The sequence below is a fragment of the Bartonella sp. AP11XZML genome (assembly GCF_042196445.1).
Classification (GTDB): Bacteria; Pseudomonadota; Alphaproteobacteria; order Rhizobiales; family Rhizobiaceae; genus Bartonella.
Genome location: NZ_JBHIQF010000066.1, coordinates 1 through 20,343 on the forward strand (window position 1 = coordinate 1; position 20,343 = coordinate 20,343).

Here is a 20,343-nt window from a genome sequence, read left to right on the forward strand (position 1 = left end):
ATACGGGGGCGATGACTGTTTGGGCAATGCGCATGCCCCGTTGGATTGAAAAGTCTTCTTGTCCTAAATTGATAAGAAGGACTTTGACTTCACCACGGTAGTCACTATCAATCGTTCCTGGAGTGTTGAGGCATGTGATGCCGTGTTTTAAGGCTAAGCCAGAGCGTGGACGTATTTGTGCTTCAAACCCAAGAGATAAATGAAAAATGAGACCTGTTGGAATAAGTTCCCGCTGCCCAGGGGCAAGAACAAGCGTTTCTTCTTCTCCAATTGCTGCTTGTAAATCCAAGACCCGCAGAACCAGCCGTTGTGTAGTGAGGAAGCNCCGTAGATCAAGACCCGCAGAACCCGCCGTCGCGTAGCAAGGAAGTTCTAAACCTTGTCCGTGTGCAAGACGCTGAACAAATAAAGTCTGGGCATGTGAAGATTGAGAAGAGACAGGATGGTTGTTTAGAGAGGCGTTTGTTTCAGTGTGCGACATGATCGAGGCATTTCCAAAATATGAGGTCTAGAAGAAAATGATACTTTAACAAAAGATATCTATAAAACCAAGTCGATAAAGGTGTGTGGATATAGGTTGTCCCCAGAGCTTGCTTATCATCTCTTACTGACTTAAAATATTCCACAACACCACCTAACATTATCAATGGCATTTTTCAATAATGGCATCATCAAGGATGGCTTATGCCTAGGGGCATGCGCTTATTTGAGATCTAAATTATGGTTACAGATAAGATTTTTTAGATACTACCGATAAGAATACCCGTGGCAAAAACCAGAGCTCCCCCAATGATGACCTGTAAAGAGGCGCGCCAAAAGGGAGTGGACATGAATTTGTTCTGAATCCAGACGATGGCGCCTAGTTCAAAAAAAACAATGATAAAAGCAATAATTGTCGCTACATAAAAAGAGTTGATCAAATAGGGAAGCGTATGACCTAGTCCTCCTAATGTTGTCATGATGCCGCTGGCAAGACCTCTTTTTAATGGCGAACCACGCCCTGATAATTTGCCGTCATCATGGGCTGCTTCTGTGAAACCCATTGAAAGTCCCGCACCAATTGAAGCTGAGAGCCCTATCAAAAAAGTTTGATGCGTGTCTCCCGTGGCAAAAGCTGCGGCAAAAATGGGGGCAAGGGTGGAGACAGAGCCATCCATTAATCCTGCAAGACCTGGTTGAATCCAAGTCAAAAGTGTTTGTCTTTGCGTTTTCGAAGGCTTTTTTATGGTGTGATTTGCCGCTGTTGTTTTTTGGGAGGGATGGCGGCTCTTTCCTTTCACAAGAGAAGTTTTGTCACATAATGAACCGATAGTGTTTGCACGATTATGGCAAGAAAGGCACAAAAGTTGCTTATAATTTTTAAGCTCTTGAAGCCCCATAGCGGTAAAAACCGCGGCTTCCTTAGAGGAATAAGGTTCTAGAGCTTTTGCATATTTTAAATAGAGCGCCGCATGTTGCTCTTTTAATTTGAGCGCTTTAAGTATCACGTTTTGTGCTGAACGAAAGGACAGAGCTTTACGTTGTACAAATGAAAAAAACGATCTCAACATTTTCTGTTCCTCTGCACTTTAGAATAATTCTAAAACATAAGAAAAATAAACCGAAAGTCAATCTAAAAGTTAAAAACTGACAAATTACAAAAAGGTTGCACTGAGAAAAAAGGTGATGGGATGCTGAGAAAGTACAAGGAGATTTATCAAATGGAGACGAGAGGGGCGCATGAAAGAAATGATTACGTGAAAAAATTTAAGAGACAATGTGCTTTATTTTGCTAAAGGGGCGTTTGAATGGAGCATTCTAATGTATTGATGCTCGAGAATATAGGAAAGGAATAAGCTAGCATCATCATTCATTTGATGCGTTCAAAATACTGTAACAGCTCTTGGAATTTGAGATGATTCTTTAAAAGAGACCTTTTTCAAGGGATAAAAGCCCATTTCGCGAGGGGACTCGTGAAGAGTATAGAAGGGTAGAGCCGCAAAATTTCCATGAAATAATATAAACTCCATTGAGTCTTCTTAATCTTTACGCTTCATAAAAGAGCAAGCCGGCATCATCATACACCTTAGCTCCCAGTGTTGCGACAGTCTTTAGCACGGTTCATTATAGGTATGGCATTTTATTGTACAGTTTTACGCCACTCATTCTGCTTGTGGAGGTGTAAGACAGTATTCTTATGATATTTACGCGCATTGAGCGTTGTGACAGCTTTTGCATTTAGGTGGATTTGATGTAATGAATTATCTTTTGTGCTGTAATTGCAGGGGCAGGTTTAAGGGTGGGAGTGCATAAATGAAAGAGATATTATCAGATCAAATTGTTTGATCACGCATAAAAATTTATGCTTTATGAAGGGGCATTTATCGCCTTGTAACTTGCCTGATATCTTGTATGAAAGCCCAAAATTCAGTAGGATTCCTCTCACTTCAAAACTTCTTATCTTAAATCAATTCAAATCATTTTCTTGTGTATCACAAGGAAGGGTGTGGGTCTGGGATTATTAAAAAGTGTGATAAGCGTGCAATGTGAGGGGAGTATAATCTCTGTGTAGTGAAGGAGATTGCTCTTAGCGTTTTGAAAATATGTTAAGTTTCGTAGAAAAAGGCGGGGAATATATGGAAATTGATGAAAGTATAGAATGGCTTTTACGTTCTCAAAAACTAACAATACCGCAGGCAGCGTTATTGATAGCGGGCTTGAATCCACTCATATGTAAATTTACCAACGCACTCAGACCTGAAGACAGTGATATTCACGAAGTAGGGAATCAAGTACCGCTCGCTAAAATTGCTTTGTTCCGAGCTGTTTATAGTGACATAGTAAGGGAAGCAAAAGAGGGAAAATTAAGGGTAGAATGGTACTATTGTGATTTGTGGGGAAGCGTTTGCACGAGAATCCTATTGTTGAATATTCTGTTGTTCCCTTAGATGATTTGAAAAAATGGCTTTTATTGTGTGGTAAGAGACCTAAAGTTTTTTTCCCTGAGGATGCTGCTGCTGAGACTAAGGACCAAAAATATGCGTTTCAAGATCCAACGCATCCACGTTATGCTCCAAAGCTTGCTGCTATTGTTGCGGCATGGGAAGCGGTGAGTGAGGCTGAGGGCGGTAAAACTGTTAAAGGAACGCTTATAAAGTGGCTTAGTGACAATGCCATTCAGTACAATTTGGTCGATGGTAATAATTTACCAAGAGAGAAGCTCATTGAGGAATTAGCGGCTGTTGCGAATTGGGAACCTACCGGAGGGGCGCCTAAGACACCTGCCAATTAATTTTATCAAAAGAAAAAAAACAAAAAAATCACTAAAATTGTGCTGCTTTTTTTGATAATTTTGAAGATAATCTCCTTTTCTGGGAGAAGTTTTTACCTTTCTTCCCCTAGATTATAAGTAGTTGTTTTTTAATGAAAATAATTTTTATACTGTTTCAATGACTGTTCAGAGGGGGAAAAATAGATATTTGGGGGCAGTAAAATTTACCCTGTAGTTTTCGTAACTTACCTCTCTATTTTTGTTTGATTTTTTTGGGCACTTTTAAAATCCAAATCAACTGAAATGGAGTTAAATATGAAAAAAAGACTTTCTTTTTTTACGGTGCGTGGAAGTGCAAAAAATTCTCAAGTAAGTGCACCGATATTGGAGCAGCCTGTTGCTGATGAGGTGGTGCGTAAATCGTTTAGAATAGGTGTATTGTCGTGTTGGTTAAAGTTTGAACTTACCCTTGTTATGGAAAAGGTCAAAGCTGAGCGTCATGTGCGCTCTCCATAAAGAAATCTTGTTATCTATGAGCGAGTGAGGATTTCTCTTGAAAAATTTGCACAATAGTAAAACTCGTTAGCAAAACCCGTTCTATGGCGCAACAAAAAGGATGTCATAAATGATTATCTCATCATAAATATGCTCTAAGAATAACCCTTGCGTGGCGAAAGTCTATGGCGTAGTCGCTATAGATTTTTGCTCTGTGTGTGGTGATCAATGCTCTTGTTTATCTCTTGTCAATGCAAGTGCCCATGAAAGTGATGGGTGTAGTTTGACACTAGGCTTTATACTCAGTGGGATTAGGTGGTAATTTGTTGTTTTTATGTATAAAATTTAGCATTCAATGCGCGTTTTGTCAAAATAGATTTTGACATTTAAAATTGTAAAAAAGAGCTAAAAAGAGTGAAAATCAGAAAAAAGTGCATTTTCATGCTAAAAATGAGAGAAGGCTTTGAGAGGTCTTTGAACCCCCTTTGAGAGCCTCTTAAAAACTCTTTGAAAAAAATTAATTGGTACAAAACCTAGTGTCAAAATATACAAAACTTGATGACAAGCTACAAATGGGTGTCTATTGTTCCATTGTGATGCTTGGTTGTTCATGTTTAGAAACGACAAGTGTATTGAACGCGATAGGGCTGATAGAAAGGAGAACGTATCCTGTAAAAAATAGGTATGTCTTTAAAATAAAGCTGATAAACGAAATTATTTTTTTATCTACCTTTTATATGGTGAAAAAAAAGGCATTAAAAGCGCAAGCATAAGCAATTCAGCAGTAAATCCCAAAATAGCTTAATATAGATCGTTTCTAGGAGAAGAGGAAGAAAGTCTATCTGCAAAAGCTATGTTAGGTCATGTGACCGGTGAAATAATGTGGTTAGGGCAATAAACAATTGTTTTTGGTGAAGAGATAGAAATCGGTTGGGTGTTGATTTCTGGTTTATTAGAGAATTTTCTTTGTTATCTCGTAAAAATACTATTTTGCGGTATGGTGATGTAAGTTCTGTGTTTAGCGTTATCGTTATCAATCGGTTATTATATGGTAAGTAAACTAATATTATTCAGATTATATAAGCATTATTAGCTCTCTTTACAGAAACAGATGCGTTCAAAGATGAATGGAGTATTCTGTGTAGTCTTAAAGCGTTTGAATCATTAAATGCTCTTTACTATTTTTTTCTTTTCAAAAATGCTGGCTTTTTCATCCGCTTCATCCGTATTGAGGGACGTAAATAAACAAGTTGTGAGGTCGAATATCTTTTGGTAAATTGAGCGATTGAACACTTCAAGAGCGCGAAGAACAAGGGATTGTTTGTTATGCCAAATTATGAAAAATTTTTTTCAATCTTGGAAAGATATTCCCATTGCGGAAAATCATATAAAGTTTAAGCAACGGCAGCACGATTTTTTGTGCAATGAAATGATAAGTATGTACAATATCTCGGTAATCTCCATGGGAAACTTTACCGGATCCAAGGTGTGGATATTGTCTTCTGCTTACCCCAAATCGCAGATATTTCAAAACAACAACGGTGGAGAATGAATGTTGGATATGTTCTAGGGAAGGTTGCAAAAAATGGCAGTTTTCAAAAAAATACCAAAAATGACGAAAGGAGCGGTTTCCCACTCCTTCGTTCCTATCTCCCCTTGCGGGGAAGCGGCCACCATTACTGATGCCGTGTATGGTGATATAGGTACACTTATTTTTCTCAAAAGTCAATAGTGTAAATGCGGTAAATATTTGAGCATTAGAGCTACAACTTTATGAAAATCTTCGCAGGATAACCTTGGAACGGTACGTGAGCAACTTAAACGACTTACAGAAACTGTTGTGACATAATTGCAGATAATCCATGCTTTTTTATTCTCTATAGGAGATTGTATTGGATACGCAGCGGGATTATTGGGTTGTGATTTCGTTGAAAAAGGTAAAACTGTCACATTTCCATATAATTTTGCATTCTTAGAAAGCACTAAAACAGGCCGCTTTTTCCAAAATTCAGGGAGTATCGAATCATGAGGAAAATCGCACCAAAAAACTTGCCTGATGCGTGGTGCCGATTTGATTCGTGGTTTTATATGAGGTGGTTTTTCGTAAGGCGCATTTAAATCCCTTTCTTTTATATGCTCGCGCCATGCATTATGATCATGTTCCATCATAACACATGGTTCTTCAAGTTTGGTTATATCTAAGGAAATAGGTGATAGGGTAGAAGGCTCTGTGTTCTTATCTTCAGCCATAGCAGACCATTTATATTTATTGGTCCCCTCACTTATTATTTTACGGCTTTTCTATCACGAGTTTTTATCAAAATGTTGCTTATAAGTACAGAGAGGTGAAACCATAAAATGGATGTATCTGCTTATTTTTGTCTTTTGAGTAGAACGCTAGAGGAGGGATGTTGGTGACTCGTTGGTGTTGGTGGGTTGGTTTGGCGGGGGGTGGTTTTGGGTGGGGATTGGTGACTGGAGGGTTGTTGGTAGGGGAAAGCGATTGGAGAGAACGAGTGCACGCGGTTTCGTTTCTATTTTATGGTTAGAGTTTTTTATGGATTGAAAGGAGCCCTTTTGAAGTAATATAGAGGCTTATAAGGGAGAAAAATAGGCTTGAGACGACATTCCAACCGGCAAATGAGAGAAAAAGAAAGCGTGCGGATGCTTCAGAACAAGAAGGGGGATGAATGCTATTTAATTGGTTAAGCAGCTGGTTAATGTCTGAGGTTTTTCTGACTGCGCTTAAACCACAGCTGAGGGGAGCTTCCCAAAAGCCATATTCAACACCCGCATGATAAACGGCTAAAACAAGGCTGATGCACATTAAGACAAAAACACAAAAAAATAAAAGTTGTATCCAAGCAGTTATGCGAAAAAAACATGCTCCAAAACCTGCTAAGAGCAAAAATGGTATGGCTCCATAATAAGGAAAACGCTCTATGAGACATAAATCGCAAGGAAGATATCCTCCGAAATATTCAAAACCAAGGGCAATCCCTATTGTGGCAGACAAGCAAAAAGCGAGAAAAAAAGCCCATAAACTTTGTTCTTTTCTGCTGGGTTCAAGATGAAGGTGCTTGTGTAAAAGTGGGTGAGAAGACAAAACGCATGCCATTAAGTCTGTTCCTTATAAAAGCTTCTTGTTTAAAAAAGCTATGAAAATCCCATAAATTAAAAGGAGGCTAACACAACCAATGAGAACAATCCATTTGAAATGCTGTACTAGAAAATTCATTGCTTTTTGTCCAAAATGTTTAATCAGCCACGCGAGAAGATAAAAACGAGCGCCTCTAGAAAAAATACAAATAAGCATGAAAAGTTCAAGACGCACACTCATAACACCGGCCAAAATTGTGACAATCTTGATGGGGGGAAGATGAAAAAAACCTGATGTTATCAGTAAAATGATTAGAAATTGCAGGGTTGCACTATTTTTCAGAGATTCAAAACTTTCAACCTTACCATAAATTTCTAAAATGGGTTTGGCAAGGGTATCATAGGCAAAATGTCCGATAAACCAACCGGCAATGCCTCCTAATACAGAACAGATTGTCGCAATCAAAGCATAGCGATAAACCCGTTTTTGATGGATAAGAAGCATCGGAATATATAAAACATCTATGGGAATTGGAAAAACAGAACTTTCAATAAAGGCAATGAAACCAAGCCAGTGTGGTGCTGTACGCCGATTTGCTAAAGAAATCGTCCAAAGCTTTAATTTGTTTAATATCATGAGGCTTTTATAAGTTTAAGAGGTAAAGACTTTACAAATGAGATTGCTATAAATCCGGTAGAGAAATCCAATAAAGAAAGTATTTCATAAAATAGATAAGAAAATGATATGAATTCTTAAAAAATGAGAAGTCTTCTGTTGACGAATCTGTTCTTCTTCATATAGTGCAAAGGAATAATCGACAAGTCTGTCTTTTATAGTCCTGTCTTTTATAGCAGTGTGCGGGTGTGGTGGAACTGGTAGACGCGCCAGACTCAAAATCTGGTTCCGAGAGGAGTGTCGGTTCGAGTCCGACCACCCGCACCACTTCATAAATATTTTCCTTTATCCTGTTATGGCGCATCACGTTGTTTTATAGAACATGGGATTTATAAAACATGGAATTTATAGACCGTGTTCAATGTTTTGTATGTTGAATGAAAAACCTCGAATACCGTAGGATTCTCTCATTTCAAGTCTGCTTATAGTAAATCAACCAAAATCATGTCGCTCGTGCGTTACAAGCTAGATGAGCTCGCGTGGAGTGAAATTTTACAAAAAATGAATAAAAATGCCTCTTATGCCGTTTCAAGGGCATCATTGGAGGTTAAAGTGTATGATGGATGGGGGGGGGTGCCTGCTTGCACTTTTATGAAGTGTAGAGATGGTGCTCTATAGATTTTATATTCTTGTAGGTGCTGTCGCAAAATGGGCTTGAGGGTTTTGAGAGATGTTTCTTTAAAATACGCATGTGAATTGGCAACCAAAGTGTCTTGAATTTGAGTGTGTTTGGTTTGAAGCGTTGTCGTATGACATGAGGGGCGTGATCGCCAAAAAGATATGTGAGCAACAAAAACATGGGGTAGTGCGTAATCTCCGCTCTTTAAAAGACAGGAGCTTTAGAGGCTTAAAAAATAGTGCTTTAGAGGCTTTATAGATTTTATATTCTTGTAGGTGCTGTCGCAAAATGGGCTTGAGGGTTTTGAGAGATGTTTCTTTAAAACACGCATGTGAATTGGCAACCCAAGTATCTTGAATTTGAGTGTGTTTGCTTTGAAGCGTTGTCGTATGACATGAGGGGCGTGATCGCCAAAAAGATATGTGAGCAACAAAAACATGGGGCAATGTGTAATCTCCTCTCTTTAAAAGACAGGAGCATGAGAGGCTTAAAAGATTTTGCTTTAGAGGCTTTTGAAAGTCGTAAAGCAGAGGGAAATGGTAAGGTTGGAAATTGGTTTTTACCTTGAAAACTTCATGTGCTCCCTAAATGAAGCTGTCTCCCCGTTACAGAAATTACATAAACAGAGAACCGCAATATCCTCTCTCCACTCTGGCATACAATAGCGGTAAAATACTGTCGTTTGAAGTGTGGTCATATAGGGCATACTTCCTTGAAACGTTACAGTATTTTTTCGGTGTGTGTTGGATATTCTTCAGTGTTTGTCTTGCTTGAGACTTAAGGGCATTCCATGAGGAGGAGCCCAAAGAAGCCCGCCCAAGATCCCCCAATATCTCCCAAGAGTCTCCAAGGGTTTTTGTGCTTTTATAAACGGACATGGTGTTTAAAAATGGGTGTTTAAAAATGGGTTTTTAGAATCTTTATCCTTTAAGAGCGGGGAGGCCAAGTCAACATCATCCTATAACACTGCAATTGATGCACAATATCTATATTTATTTTAAAGAAATATCTCTTAAATAACGGCTCTCATTTATTTTACGATGGCGCCCAGTGGTATGATGGTAAAGCTTTTATATTCCCAATGCACGACATGAAAGGCTGAGAGGATAGGAGTTTGCTTTAAGAGAGGGAGAGGCTTTATTGTTTCGTGACTATTTGTTTACAGTTTAGTACTGGTTTTTAGAATCTACGTCTTTTTAGGGGGAAAGGGGCATTAAAAAACCCCGTTTTTAACAGGGTTTTTTAATCGTTCAATTTTTCTACAAAACTTAGAATTTATAAGCGATACCAAAGCGAACATCATGCGTTTGAGAAGAGATTTTAAGGTTATCGTTTGCAAATTTCTTTTTAAAAAAATCTGAATAACGATATTCTGTACGCATGATGATATTATCTGTCATTGCAAGATCAAAACCACCACCAATAGTGTAACCAAACATTGTTTTTGTCTCATCTAACACATTGCCAGAAGCAAAAATTGTCGAATCTTCTTGCGGTTTTGATAAAAGTGACATGATATATTGCATCTGTCTATAGGCTATACCCCCTGCAATATAAGGCATAAGACGATGGGAAGCAAAACCAATACGCGCGCGCGTGGCACCAGACCACGTTTCTTTCAATGTTACACTGCTAACAACAATGTCACCATAGTTGGATATCGTTTCACCCTGAGCTGCAGGTTTTATGATAGGAATCCCAGCTTTTTTAAAGGCAATGTTAATGGAGTTTGATTCATCTAGAATTTTCTTTCCATTGTCTGTTTGGGTGCTTTTCCTCCCAGACCAGACCATATCGGTATCAAAACCGAAAACAAGATCTCCCAGATCAATATTAGAACCTGCATACAAACCTGCTCTCAATCCTGATAGTTTCGGTGATAAATCTCTATCAACCCAAGCCCATTTTCCGTCCCTAGCTTCTTGTGCGTAATTTAGAGTATTTTTATTGGAAAAATATCCAATTTGTCCTCCAAAATAAAAACCAGACCAAGAAAAAGGCGCAGAAACAGTAACCGGTGAAATACGTGACGATGAAACATCTTGCAATGAAACCTTCGGTTCTGATTGCTTAAAGATTACCGTATCTGCTGCTTGCGCTGTTGAAGCGGTAATGAAGGTGAAAATAGATAGTGCAACTAAACATTTTGTTTTCATAAAAACGTCCCCAATTTATTTCAGATACAAATCGTATTATATACGAATTGGTTAAAAAAATCTATATTTAATATCATTATGAAAACTAAAATACTCAAAAACTCCATAATTATCCATATTTAAGCGTTCTTAAAACTTATTTTCATGCTATTATCCCACGTTTATATTGATTTTTCAGGATTTTTTTATACATTTTCAATGTTCTCTGTGTTTTAGAAAAAATTATAGTATAGTAAATAAGCTTTTTACTTATTTAAAAAACATTATTTTATACATATTAAAACACTTTTTGTTATTAAATGTATTATCCATTATGATTGACATCAATGTGCTTACATATTCAATTGATCGTAAAAAATGCATATTGACACCATCATATTCTTTGCTCGTTTCTGATGTTGCGTAGCTTTGTATTGCGATAGCCTTTTGAGCACTTGAGGGGATGAGCGACTTTATTTCTTTTTTATCTATATGCCACTTTTGCTTATGATAATCCAAGCGAATAGTTTTGATTGATTGAATGGAATACGAAGAATAAGAAGGAGTAAAGTGCGAGAATCTCAAGTCTCATGAGGTTTCTTATGCGCCATGTAAAACGGATAAACTCTCCGTTCCGTTCGCTTAAAGCCGGAACGTGGATGAGAGCCTAAAAACTGAATGTCGTTGGCGATTTTAAAGAGATTAGCGCGTGGCATTCAGGTTTTTGTGGAAATGGGTGAGGGCGCTATAATGGGCAAATGCCTCCAATTTCTTGCGAGCTGTCAAGGATATCCCGTCAAAGAGTGGATTGTTTCAGCAAAGGTCAAAACCTTTCGGTGCATTGAATTTTGTTCCAACAGCTGTTCCTCTATTGAACACCCATCTTCACGCTTCATAAAAGAGACATTTCTCAATGTTCCTAAACCCATTTCATGACAGCGATTGTGAATGATATAATAATAAATCTATTGAGCACTCCCATCTTCACGCTTCATAAAAGAGACATTTCTCAATATTCCTAAACCCATTTCATGACAGCGATTGTGAATGGTATAATAATAAATCTATTGAGCACCTCTTTTACGCTTCATAAAGGAGCACGCCGGTACCATTACTATATTTGCCAGTTCGTGGGGTGTTGTGACAGTCCTCTCCACAATGTTGTGACAGAGGCCCCTTTGTCCGTTGTGACAGTCCTTGGCATTTGAGGTTGTTCATTAGAGGCGTTTGTAGTCCTTATCGGATACAATTTCTATTCATACATTCATTGCGTTTGTGATGTGCAAGTCAGTGATTTTGATTGATGCAACATGGGACCGATTTAAAATGAGAAAATCTTACGGTCTTTAGGATTCTCATTCAATATGGATAACGCTAGATTATCATTATAAATAAACACATTATCTCATTGAGATAAGAGTTATCTACCCAATGTTATCAATAATGATAACATTGTAAAGCGTAACTACGATGAATTCATTAATCTTTTTATACTTTGATTGAAATTATGTCTATTAATACCGATAATACCGATTTTTTTGAGCTCATTCTGTTTGGTTGATAGCTAATAGATTTTCAAAATCAAAACGCGAAGCTAGAATGAAAAACACCTTAAGGTCATATCCATTTAAATCACTTTCTGCCAGTATAGCCATTGGGTGTTGAGCTATGACTATCCATGCCTTTGCAAAACCGTTGTGCCTTTTAAGTACAATATAAGCAACAAAACCACCCATAGCATAAATGCGGATCAGAGCCTAAAATGAACGCTGTGGGTAATTGTTATCGGTCATCATCGGGGTGTTTACACCCCGATCTTTTGACAGAAAGATTTGTTTTAAGATGTTTGCATCTTTTTTAGTGGGTTGTTTATTGGGGAGCAATCATCTTTTTAGGATCAACTAATCGGTCATAATCCTCTACAAAAACGCCTGCTTTTAATGCTTCGGTGCGCAAAGTTGTATCATTTTTATGCGCTGCTTTGGCAATTTCAGCAGCTTTTTCATAGCCAATTTCTGGTGCAAGAGCTGTGACTAACATGAGTGAGCGCTCCATGAGCGAGTGAATATGAACACGATTGGCCCGTAATCCTTGAATGCAATGCATATCAAAAGAACGCATGCAATCACCAAGAAGGGTAATTGATTGTAAAACGTTATAGCCAATAACAGGTTTATAAACGTTGAGTTCAAAATGTCCTTGGCTTGCGGCAAAGGTTACGCTGGTGTGATTACCAAAGACTTGGCATGCGACCATGGTTAAGGCTTCACATTGCGTGGGGTTGACTTTGCCGGGCATAATAGAAGAGCCTGGTTCATTTTCAGGAAGACTGAGTTCCCCTAAACCGGAACGTGGACCAGAGCCTAAAAACCGAATGTCATTGGCAATTTTAAACAGATCAGCAGCGAGAGCATTCAAGCTCCCGTGGAAATGCGCAAGGGCACCATGATGGGCAAGTGCTTCAAATTTATTGCTGGCAGTTTGGAACGTTATTCCTGTGAGAGTGCTCACTGTTTGCGCAAAAGCAACGTCAAAACCTTTTGGCGCATTCAGCCCTGTGCCAACAGCCGTACCACCTTGAGCAAGCATTTGGACATCGGTTAGAGCATTTTCAATACGCTGAAAATTGGCTTCTAATGCGGCACGATAGCCTGAAAATTCTTGCCCTAAGGTTAAAGGGGTTGCATCTTGCGTATGGGTGCGGCCGATTTTAATGATATCTGCAAATTCTTGCTCTTTTTGTTTTAATGTCGCAATAAGAGCTTCAAGGATTGGCAGTAAGTGTTGGCGTGTTTGCAACGTGGTGGCAATGTGAAGCGCCGTGGGAAAGGAATCGTTCGATGATTGGCTCATATTGACATGGTCATTGGGATGAACTGGTTTTTTGCTTCCAAGTTTTCCTCCCAAAATCTTACTAGCACGATTAGCAATGACTTCATTGACATTCATATTGCTTTGTGTGCCAGAACCTGTTTGCCAGACGGATAGTGGAAAATGCGTATCAAAATCGCCAGCAAGCACTTCATCAGCGGCGGCAATAATTGCTTTTCCAATATTTTCTGGTAGTTTTCCTTTGTCCATATTTACAATCGCTGCTGCTTTTTTGACAAGGACTAAAGCATAGATGATGGCAAGAGGCTGCTTTTCACTGCCAATATTAAAATTATGCAGAGAACGTTCAGTTTGTGCGCCCCAATAACGATCTTGACGTACCGAAATCGTTCCAAAGCTATCCGTTTCCTGACGTGTTTCAACCATGATAAGATCCTTTTTTGTTCACGGGTTCTCAAAAAAGATAGATAACGCGAAAGTGCAATAAGAGGCAAGACTTTGAAGCTTCATTTAGAGAAATTATTTTTATGGCTATTCTTGACATTGAGAGATGCCGATTTTATATCTAACACATGCTGGCACTCGTAGTTTGAGAGTGCTAGCAAGAACTTTTAAGATTAATGCAATTATGTTCAGTTTTAAGGATTTAAAACATGGCTAATATACAATTCCGCCCACTTCACGACCGTGTCGTTGTCCGTCGGGTTGAATCTGAAAATAAAACGGCTGGTGGGATTATCATCCCTGATACAGCAAAAGAAAAACCCCAAGAAGGCGAAGTGATTGCTGTTGGCAATGGCGCTCTCGATGATAACGGAAAGCGCGTGCCTTTAGAAGTCAAAACAGGAGACCGTATTTTGTTTGGAAAATGGTCTGGAACTGAAGTCAAGATTAATGGGGAAGACCTCCTCATTATGAAAGAATCTGACATTATGGGAATTATGGGCTAATTGAAGCGCTTAATTTTTCATTGTGTACTATTTTGAGAAAACTCCAAGGAGAAATTAAATGGCTGCTAAAGAAGTCAAATTTGGCCGTGAAGCGCGTGAGCGTTTGTTGCGCGGTGTCGACATCCTTGCTAATGCTGTTAAGGTGACACTCGGCCCTAAAGGTCGCAATGTGGTGATTGATAAATCATTCGGTGCGCCTCGCATCACAAAAGATGGTGTATCCGTTGCAAAGGAAATCGAACTGGAAGATAAGTTCGAAAATATGGGTGCACAAATGTTGCGCGAAGTTGCTTCTAAAACCAATGATATCGCTGGTGATGGAACAACAACAGCAACTGTTTTAGGACAAGCTATTGTGCAAGAAGGTGTTAAAGCTGTTGCTGCGGGCATGAACCCAATGGATCTTAAACGTGGGATTGATGCTGCTGTTGAAGAAGTGGTGGCAAACCTCTTCAAAAAAGCAAAAAAAATCCAAACTTCAGCAGAAATTGCACAGGTGGGAACAATTTCCGCTAATGGCGCTGCTGAAATCGGTAAAATGATCGCTGATGCTATGGAAAAAGTGGGCAATGAAGGCGTCATTACCGTGGAAGAAGCTAAAACCGCTGAAACGGAATTAGAAGTCGTTGAAGGAATGCAATTTGACCGTGGGTATCTTTCCCCTTATTTTGTCACAAATGCTGAGAAAATGGTCGCTGATCTTGATGATCCTTACATTCTCATTCACGAAAAGAAATTGTCTAATTTGCAATCTCTTCTTCCTGTGCTTGAAGCTGTTGTTCAGTCTGGAAAACCACTTCTCATTATCGCTGAAGATGTGGAAGGTGAAGCTTTGGCAACGCTCGTTGTCAACAAATTGCGTGGTGGTTTGAAAATTGCTGCTGTAAAAGCTCCTGGATTTGGTGATCGCCGTAAAGCAATGTTAGAGGATATCGCAATCTTGACATCCGGACAGGTTATTTCTGAAGATGTGGGCATTAAACTTGAAAATGTCACTTTGGATATGCTTGGACGTGCAAAGAAAGTGAACATTTCTAAAGAAAACACCACCATTATTGATGGTGCTGGACAAAAGTCTGAAATTACTGCTCGCGTCAATCAAATCAAGGCTCAGATCGAAGAAACAACTTCTGACTATGACCGTGAAAAATTGCAAGAAAGACTTGCTAAACTCGCTGGTGGTGTTGCTGTTATCCGTGTGGGTGGTGCAACAGAAGTTGAAGTGAAAGAAAAGAAAGACCGTGTTGATGATGCCTTGAATGCAACACGTGCTGCTGTTGAAGAAGGTATTGTTGCTGGTGGTGGTACCGCATTGTTGCGTGCAGCAAATGCGTTGACCGTTAAGGGAAGTAATCCTGACCAAGAAGCTGGTATTAGTATCGTTCGTCGTGCTCTACAAGCACCAGCGCGCCAGATTGCAAGCAATGCTGGTGAAGAAGCCGCTATTATTGTGGGCAAAGTGCTGGAAAATAATGCTGACACCTATGGTTACAATACCGCAACTGGTGAATTCGGTGATTTGATTGCTTTGGGAATTGTTGATCCCGTGAAAGTTGTGCGTTCTGCTCTTCAGAATGCGGCTTCAATTGCGAGCCTTCTGATCACAACAGAAGCAATGGTTGCTGAAGTTCCAAAGAAAGATACACCAATGCCTCCGATGCCTGCTGGTGGAATGGGTGGAATGGGCGGAATGGATTTCTAAGCTCTTATTCCATAAACGTAATAAAGAAACGGGTCTTCTGTGCCCGTTTTTTTAATGCTTTTTCACGTTTTGCAACCGGTGAATTTGGTGATTTGATTGCTTTCAAGAATTGTTGATCCCGTGAAAGTTTTTGCGTTCTGCTCTCCAGAATGCGGCTTCAATTGCTAGCCTGCTGATTACAACAGAAGCAATGGTTGCTGAAGTTCCAAAGAAAGATACACCAATGCCTCCGATGCCTGCTGGTGGAATGGGTGGAATGGGCGGAATGGATTTCTAAGCTCTTATTCCATAGAAATAATAAAGAAACGGGCCTTCTGTGCCCGTTTTTTTATGCTTTTTCACGTTTCATACAGTTTTTCCTTTTATGATAGTTTCTTTATCTTATAGGATTGTTCTATTCTCCTCTGGTTGATCTACCGTTATTGTGAATGAATTTCACTCTTAATCCATAGCTTTTTCTCTTGTTTTTATGAAATGTTTCTATTGTGCGGGGATCGTGGTTTCCTTTGAAAATATTGTGCTAATAAAAATATAACTATTTGATTTATAATCATTTATTCCTAATACAGTTCTGTTTTTTCATTTCAGGTTTATGCATGCATCGTTAAAAAATCCTGGGTTTGTGCTTCATAAGGTGAGAGGTCACTACGGTTTTTATGAACCAACGCAATCATTAAAAGTCAGTAGTTAAGAGTTAGTACCTATTGAGCGTTGGAAAGACAGAGTTGAAAAGAGCATGATGGGGCTGGTTTGTTTTTTTATGAATAAGATGCTGGTATTTCAAGCTTTTGTATGAAAAAATAAGGGTTTTCTCTGTTAAAGGGCTTTTATATACTGGGACAAGCATTTTTCTGTTTGGGTAGTTTTTGGAATGAGGAGACTGCTCCATTTGAGAAGCTTAAAGATAAAAGCTAATTTTTCGCCTTGCTCTCATCTTTTTTTCGGTAAGCTCATCACCTAAACTGGAGCCAAACCCATATTGTTATACTCAAGTTCTGTTTGTTGCCTATATTGTGACAGAAAATTCTTGAGTGGGGAGCAATTTTTGAACTAAGGGGACCATGACAGGTAGCCGAAAAAAATCATGACAGACAGTAGGCGTGCTTGTTTTAGAATTTTTAATGCTTCTGATGATAAAGGCACGCGAAATTCTGTTGTAGCCTCATGCCTTCTTTTCATATTTTCGAGCCAAGGATTTTCCATATATTCTCTTCAACTTGACCTTTATGCATAGAACATAAGGGAATTGAGAGGGTGGAAATTGAGAGGCAGGGTATTGGGAGGCAGGGTATTGAGAGGCAGGGCATTGAGAGGCAGGGCATTGGGAAGGTGAGAGGAGCCGGCTCGCTTTTTTATTCAACGTAAAGATGAGAGGCTTTATGTAAGGCTACCATTACATTGCTTGTTTATGCACTTCTTTAAAAGAAATGTCTTTTAATACAAATTCTTGGCAATGTTATTTATGAAGAGTATAAAATCATTTGGATATCAATAGATTATTAAAAAAATGTATGTTGGTATGATCCTTTTCTTATGTTACCAAAGTTGTTGACTCACGCGTTGGTTAAAAACTTCTCTTCATGCCCCTAAATTCATTTCATGAAAGCGTTTGTGAAGAGTGTGTAAATTTCCCATGAGACGTGAAAAATCATCAATAAAATTTCCATGTTATTCAAAAAATAACGAATGGCTTTTTATATTTTTAAAAGTTTTAACACGTCTCATGTTTTTTATTTATTTTAGAGTTGAATATTCGATTTTTGTGTAAAAATACTTCCCAATGCATCCACGATACGTGAAAAATCAAGCGCTAATAAGAAAATGATGAATATAATCCACTTCGTATAGCGTGACATTATTTTTACACTTTTATAAGTCGTGATGATTTCTTGTAGGATCTCTTTTTCCTTTTCTGTAAGCTCTGTTTGTTTTTCTGTTTTTTTTCTAGCCATGTTTCCACCCACACAAGCCTTCCCCTTGTTTGTTATGCTTTAAAATATCTCTTGCGAGATTTGAACTGATGATATTGAGATCTTTTTTGTCTAAATAAATGGGCATCCACCCAACGCAAGAAAAAGGCTCATTTATTGTTTTTATCGCGCAACCAGTGAGTAAGAGCAGTGCGTACATCAGCATCACTTTTTTGATTAATTTCATTTTCCACCTCTAGCCGTGTTGTTGATGACTTTAGCGTTTTTTCTATTTTCTTTTGTTGTTCAACCTTCTTTCCAAGAGTGAAAGCTTTTGCTAAAGCGATAAAAAAAGCGGTCAGAGCCGCTCCTGTTATCATCAGATTTTTTTTCAACCACCACATCATAAGCGCTGCTCCCGAAACCGTTTTGCCACAAAGAAAATGCCAACGCAGGCGGCTAAAACCATAATGGTTGCTAATGCCCATTGGATAGGACCATTGCCTGCCAATAAGCCCCCAAGTCCAGAAAAAGAACCAATAATCGGTGTAAGCGCTTCTGCTTTGAAAAATCCCATTGGAGCTTGCGTTTCTACAGTTTGGTAGTTGGGAGAAACATAAGCCCCTTTTGCCCATAATCCCGATTCTGCTGCACGACGGTGCACTAAACCGTGAAGACGTTTTCCTCCTGCTTTAGTCCACTTTTGTAACTCAGCAGGGACGGCTTCATATTCGCCATTATTGAGCTTTTTTAGAAGGGTCGAATTACAAAAAGCCGATGTTCCTATATTATAGCAAAACGATACGAGCGCGGCGAATTGTTCATCCGTTAAAGAAACTGTCACATGTTTTTCAACGGTATTTTCAAACTGTCTTAAATCTTGAGAAAGAATTTCTTCTGCTTGTTTTTCAGTAATGATCATGCCCTTGTGAACGAACGGTTGGCCTGCCGTGGTGGTATGGCCATAGCCGATTGTCCACACCCCGATGGCATCTTTATAGGCTTGTAAACGCAATCCTTCCCATTGTTTAATGAGTGCAAGCCCTGCTTTAGATATTTTTCTCATTTGCTTCTCCATAAAATAAAGCCTCACGTTAACGTGAGGCTGGTTGACAGATTAAAAATGAATTTTTTCACGCTTCAAAAACAGAAGAGATGTGAAACTTTTATGAAATCAAAAGGTTGGTTGTGACATCTTAGGGAATGGGGAATGGTTGGCCAAGTGGGGTAATGGTTGGGCTGGTGTTTTCCGTTAAGAGAGGTTGTAGATTTTAAGAGCTTGTCCTGGTGTTTTTGATGGAGCCTTCTTGGGGTGCGGGCAGCTGTTGGGTTGATGCACGATAAGCGTGATCTATTGCGGTTGTGTTCGTCGTATGGCATTGATGTGGGGGGCTTGAGATACGAAGTGGATACTCTCAGAAAAACAAGACATATGCTTTTACTGAAGACGAAAGCATTAAATATTTTATGTATCAAACGTTTTGCTTATCCAAAGAGTCTCATTATTACAAAGAGCTTTGGGCTAACAAGAGCTGTGGAATTTTGATACAATTTTAAGAGGGGCTGGTTTTTATAGGACAATGGTGCTTTTTCGTTAAGAGGAAAGTTGTTGGCTATTTTTGTTTTATGAGCGCAAAAGCTGGTTTGCTTAGAGAAATCTTAGCCGTAAAGCAGCCTCTCTTCGTTCTTTGATGAATAGGAATATGGAAAAGCCTCACTTACATCGTTAAAGATTTGTATTCAGTGAGCCTTTTTTGGTGGGAGGAAACGGAAACAGTTTTTCCCTCTGTTTCTCTTAAGTTTTTTTCAAATCTCTCCCTCAGGGTTTCGCCTTTTTTGTTGACTGTTTCATGTTCAGCTTCCGGATTGACTTTTAAATAGTGTTCTAGACGTCTTCTTCCTTGTGTGTGTTTATAAAAAGTGGTTGGAAGATAGGAATCTAACTTTTCAGCAGATAAAGATGAATTGGGTTCACAGAATATACCCTTAACATTATCTTTGTGCAATCTTGCTAATTTATCAGATTCAAGATGAAGCTTTTTGGCAAGGCTTAAGCTGAACATCCCGCATTCAGAAGAGCTTCGCTGAATATCCATTTCTGCCGTGGTAAAAGAATAAGGAGGCAGTTGAAGACATTGAAGGGTTTGATTTATTTTTATCCCTAGTTTGCAAGCCGTGATATTCTGAAAGGTTGTAGGTTCAAGCATAATCAAAGAGATTTTGTCATCAACTTTTTGATAATCAAGGACGGCAAAGTGGATTTTGCTTCCCGAATTGACTATAAATCGGGCAGATTTTGCGTCGCTCTCAACGACTTCTTTTAGGGCGTGCGAAAACTCTTCTGCTGTAAGAGCCAATTTGAGATTCATTTCTGGATATTTGCTGTTTGCTTTTTCTACGAGAGCCGGCATCAATCTAATATCTGTGTTTTCATAATAAGAGTTAATCCAACGGCCGGTGACAAGATCATCTTCTAAGCCTGTAATAATATCTTTTAATTCGTCAGAACTCGGTGCAACATGTTCTTCTTCTGTTTGGATGGAACTTTGCATTAAACGTGCAATAAGGTCTTCTAAAGATTCATTTGCACTTGTTCCTTCTGGTGTTTGTGAGGAATGAGGGAGGGAAGGATCTTGTGGCTTCATAATCTTAGCCTCTATATTGATAATCGATGG

At 38.9% G+C, this 20,343-nt stretch carries 20 protein-coding genes, 1 tRNA gene and 1 pseudogene; 8 read left to right on the top strand and 14 right to left on the bottom strand.

What is annotated here, in order from left to right; genetic code table 11:
* Both dut and ACFIMG_RS05915 read right to left on the bottom strand, forming a co-directional pair.
* Nucleotides 1-481: dUTP diphosphatase (gene dut, locus ACFIMG_RS05910; RefSeq protein WP_375693584.1), on the bottom strand; the 481-nt coding region annotated here is incomplete at its 3' end.
* Between the two features lie 259 nt (nucleotides 482-740).
* The gene (locus ACFIMG_RS05915; protein ID WP_375627767.1) at nucleotides 741-1,550 is read right to left on the bottom strand and encodes a VIT1/CCC1 transporter family protein; all 810 of its coding nucleotides are present in this window, start codon (nucleotides 1,548-1,550) and stop codon (nucleotides 741-743) included.
* A gap of 1,065 nt (nucleotides 1,551-2,615) precedes the next feature.
* On the opposite strand from ACFIMG_RS05915, the gene ACFIMG_RS05920 reads away from it, so the two are divergent.
* The 3 genes from ACFIMG_RS05920 (at nucleotide 2,616) to ACFIMG_RS05930 (ending at nucleotide 3,766) form a co-directional block, all read left to right on the top strand.
* The gene (locus tag ACFIMG_RS05920; protein WP_375679059.1) at nucleotides 2,616-2,927 is read left to right on the top strand and encodes a hypothetical protein; all 312 of its coding nucleotides are present in this window, start codon (nucleotides 2,616-2,618) and stop codon (nucleotides 2,925-2,927) included.
* Nucleotides 2,885-3,271, top strand: a complete 387-nt coding sequence (locus ACFIMG_RS05925) for a hypothetical protein (RefSeq protein WP_375679058.1) — start codon at nucleotides 2,885-2,887, stop codon at nucleotides 3,269-3,271. Before ACFIMG_RS05920 ends, ACFIMG_RS05925 begins: the two co-directional genes overlap by 43 nt.
* Before the next feature lie 294 nt (nucleotides 3,272-3,565).
* On the top strand, nucleotides 3,566-3,766 hold the full coding sequence (locus tag ACFIMG_RS05930) for a hypothetical protein (protein ID WP_375679057.1): 201 nt from the start codon (nucleotides 3,566-3,568) through the stop codon (nucleotides 3,764-3,766).
* Nucleotides 3,767-5,470: 1,704 nt separating this feature from the next.
* Here the strand turns inward: ACFIMG_RS05930 and ACFIMG_RS05935 are convergent.
* Nucleotides 5,471-5,995, bottom strand: coding sequence for a type II toxin-antitoxin system PemK/MazF family toxin (locus ACFIMG_RS05935; protein ID WP_375613249.1), 525 nt, complete (start codon nucleotides 5,993-5,995; stop codon nucleotides 5,471-5,473).
* A 164-nt stretch (nucleotides 5,996-6,159) separates the two neighbouring features.
* Between ACFIMG_RS05935 and ACFIMG_RS05940 the strand changes: the two genes are divergently transcribed.
* Nucleotides 6,160-6,294, top strand: coding sequence for a hypothetical protein (locus ACFIMG_RS05940; protein WP_375679056.1), 135 nt, complete (start codon nucleotides 6,160-6,162; stop codon nucleotides 6,292-6,294).
* Here ACFIMG_RS05940 and ACFIMG_RS05945 read toward each other — a convergent pair.
* Both ACFIMG_RS05945 and ACFIMG_RS05950 read right to left on the bottom strand, forming a co-directional pair.
* Complete coding sequence (locus ACFIMG_RS05945; RefSeq protein ID WP_375611598.1) at nucleotides 6,291-6,863, bottom strand: disulfide bond formation protein B; 573 nt, start codon at nucleotides 6,861-6,863, stop codon at nucleotides 6,291-6,293. The two genes, ACFIMG_RS05940 and ACFIMG_RS05945, sit on opposite strands and share 4 nt — an antisense overlap.
* 12 nt (nucleotides 6,864-6,875) lie before the next feature.
* Nucleotides 6,876-7,481, bottom strand: a complete 606-nt coding sequence (locus tag ACFIMG_RS05950; protein WP_375679922.1) for a YqaA family protein — start codon at nucleotides 7,479-7,481, stop codon at nucleotides 6,876-6,878.
* Nucleotides 7,482-7,702: 221 nt separating this feature from the next.
* Here ACFIMG_RS05950 and ACFIMG_RS05955 point away from each other — a divergent pair.
* Nucleotides 7,703-7,787 (top strand) — tRNA-Leu (locus ACFIMG_RS05955).
* A 1,620-nt stretch (nucleotides 7,788-9,407) separates the two neighbouring features.
* Here the strand turns inward: ACFIMG_RS05955 and ACFIMG_RS05960 are convergent.
* The 4 genes and pseudogenes from ACFIMG_RS05960 to fumC all read right to left on the bottom strand — a co-directional run bounded on the left by ACFIMG_RS05960 (nucleotide 9,408) and on the right by fumC (nucleotide 13,532).
* Nucleotides 9,408-10,295, bottom strand: a complete 888-nt coding sequence (locus ACFIMG_RS05960) for an outer membrane protein (RefSeq protein ID WP_375679054.1) — start codon at nucleotides 10,293-10,295, stop codon at nucleotides 9,408-9,410.
* 626 nt (nucleotides 10,296-10,921) lie between these two features.
* Nucleotides 10,922-11,141: pseudogene (locus ACFIMG_RS05965) on the bottom strand (lyase family protein); the annotation flags it as partial.
* 677 nt (nucleotides 11,142-11,818) lie between these two features.
* Nucleotides 11,819-12,010, bottom strand: a complete 192-nt coding sequence (locus ACFIMG_RS05970; protein WP_375611601.1) for a hypothetical protein — start codon at nucleotides 12,008-12,010, stop codon at nucleotides 11,819-11,821.
* Nucleotides 12,011-12,143: 133 nt separating this feature from the next.
* The gene (gene fumC / locus ACFIMG_RS05975) at nucleotides 12,144-13,532 is read right to left on the bottom strand and encodes a class II fumarate hydratase (RefSeq protein ID WP_375679053.1); all 1,389 of its coding nucleotides are present in this window, start codon (nucleotides 13,530-13,532) and stop codon (nucleotides 12,144-12,146) included.
* 227 nt (nucleotides 13,533-13,759) lie between these two features.
* On the opposite strand from fumC, the gene groES reads away from it, so the two are divergent.
* The 3 genes from groES (at nucleotide 13,760) to ACFIMG_RS05990 (ending at nucleotide 16,035) form a co-directional block, all read left to right on the top strand.
* Nucleotides 13,760-14,056, top strand: coding sequence for a co-chaperone GroES (gene groES / locus ACFIMG_RS05980; RefSeq protein ID WP_005774667.1), 297 nt, complete (start codon nucleotides 13,760-13,762; stop codon nucleotides 14,054-14,056).
* Nucleotides 14,057-14,114: 58 nt separating this feature from the next.
* A complete protein-coding gene (gene groL / locus ACFIMG_RS05985) occupies nucleotides 14,115-15,758 on the top strand; it encodes a chaperonin GroEL (protein WP_273790908.1) in 1,644 nt (547 codons plus the stop codon).
* A gap of 130 nt (nucleotides 15,759-15,888) precedes the next feature.
* Nucleotides 15,889-16,035 (top strand): hypothetical protein, encoded by a 147-nt coding sequence (locus ACFIMG_RS05990; protein ID WP_273790906.1) that lies wholly within the window; start codon nucleotides 15,889-15,891, stop codon nucleotides 16,033-16,035.
* A gap of 1,462 nt (nucleotides 16,036-17,497) precedes the next feature.
* Here ACFIMG_RS05990 and ACFIMG_RS05995 read toward each other — a convergent pair.
* The 5 genes from ACFIMG_RS05995 to ACFIMG_RS06015 form a co-directional block, all read right to left on the bottom strand.
* Nucleotides 17,498-17,710 (bottom strand): hypothetical protein, encoded by a 213-nt coding sequence (locus ACFIMG_RS05995; protein WP_375679051.1) that lies wholly within the window; start codon nucleotides 17,708-17,710, stop codon nucleotides 17,498-17,500.
* The gene (locus ACFIMG_RS06000; RefSeq protein WP_273790903.1) at nucleotides 17,703-17,915 is read right to left on the bottom strand and encodes a hypothetical protein; all 213 of its coding nucleotides are present in this window, start codon (nucleotides 17,913-17,915) and stop codon (nucleotides 17,703-17,705) included. Before ACFIMG_RS06000 ends, ACFIMG_RS05995 begins: the two co-directional genes overlap by 8 nt.
* Nucleotides 17,839-18,075, bottom strand: coding sequence for a hypothetical protein (locus tag ACFIMG_RS06005; protein ID WP_375679050.1), 237 nt, complete (start codon nucleotides 18,073-18,075; stop codon nucleotides 17,839-17,841). Before ACFIMG_RS06005 ends, ACFIMG_RS06000 begins: the two co-directional genes overlap by 77 nt.
* Complete coding sequence (locus tag ACFIMG_RS06010) at nucleotides 18,072-18,734, bottom strand: lysozyme (protein ID WP_375679049.1); 663 nt, start codon at nucleotides 18,732-18,734, stop codon at nucleotides 18,072-18,074. Before ACFIMG_RS06010 ends, ACFIMG_RS06005 begins: the two co-directional genes overlap by 4 nt.
* Nucleotides 18,735-19,386: 652 nt before the next feature.
* On the bottom strand, nucleotides 19,387-20,313 hold the full coding sequence (locus ACFIMG_RS06015; protein WP_375679060.1) for a YopJ/AvrA family T3SS effector serine/threonine acetyltransferase: 927 nt from the start codon (nucleotides 20,311-20,313) through the stop codon (nucleotides 19,387-19,389).
* Between the last annotated feature and the right edge of the window lie 30 nt (nucleotides 20,314-20,343).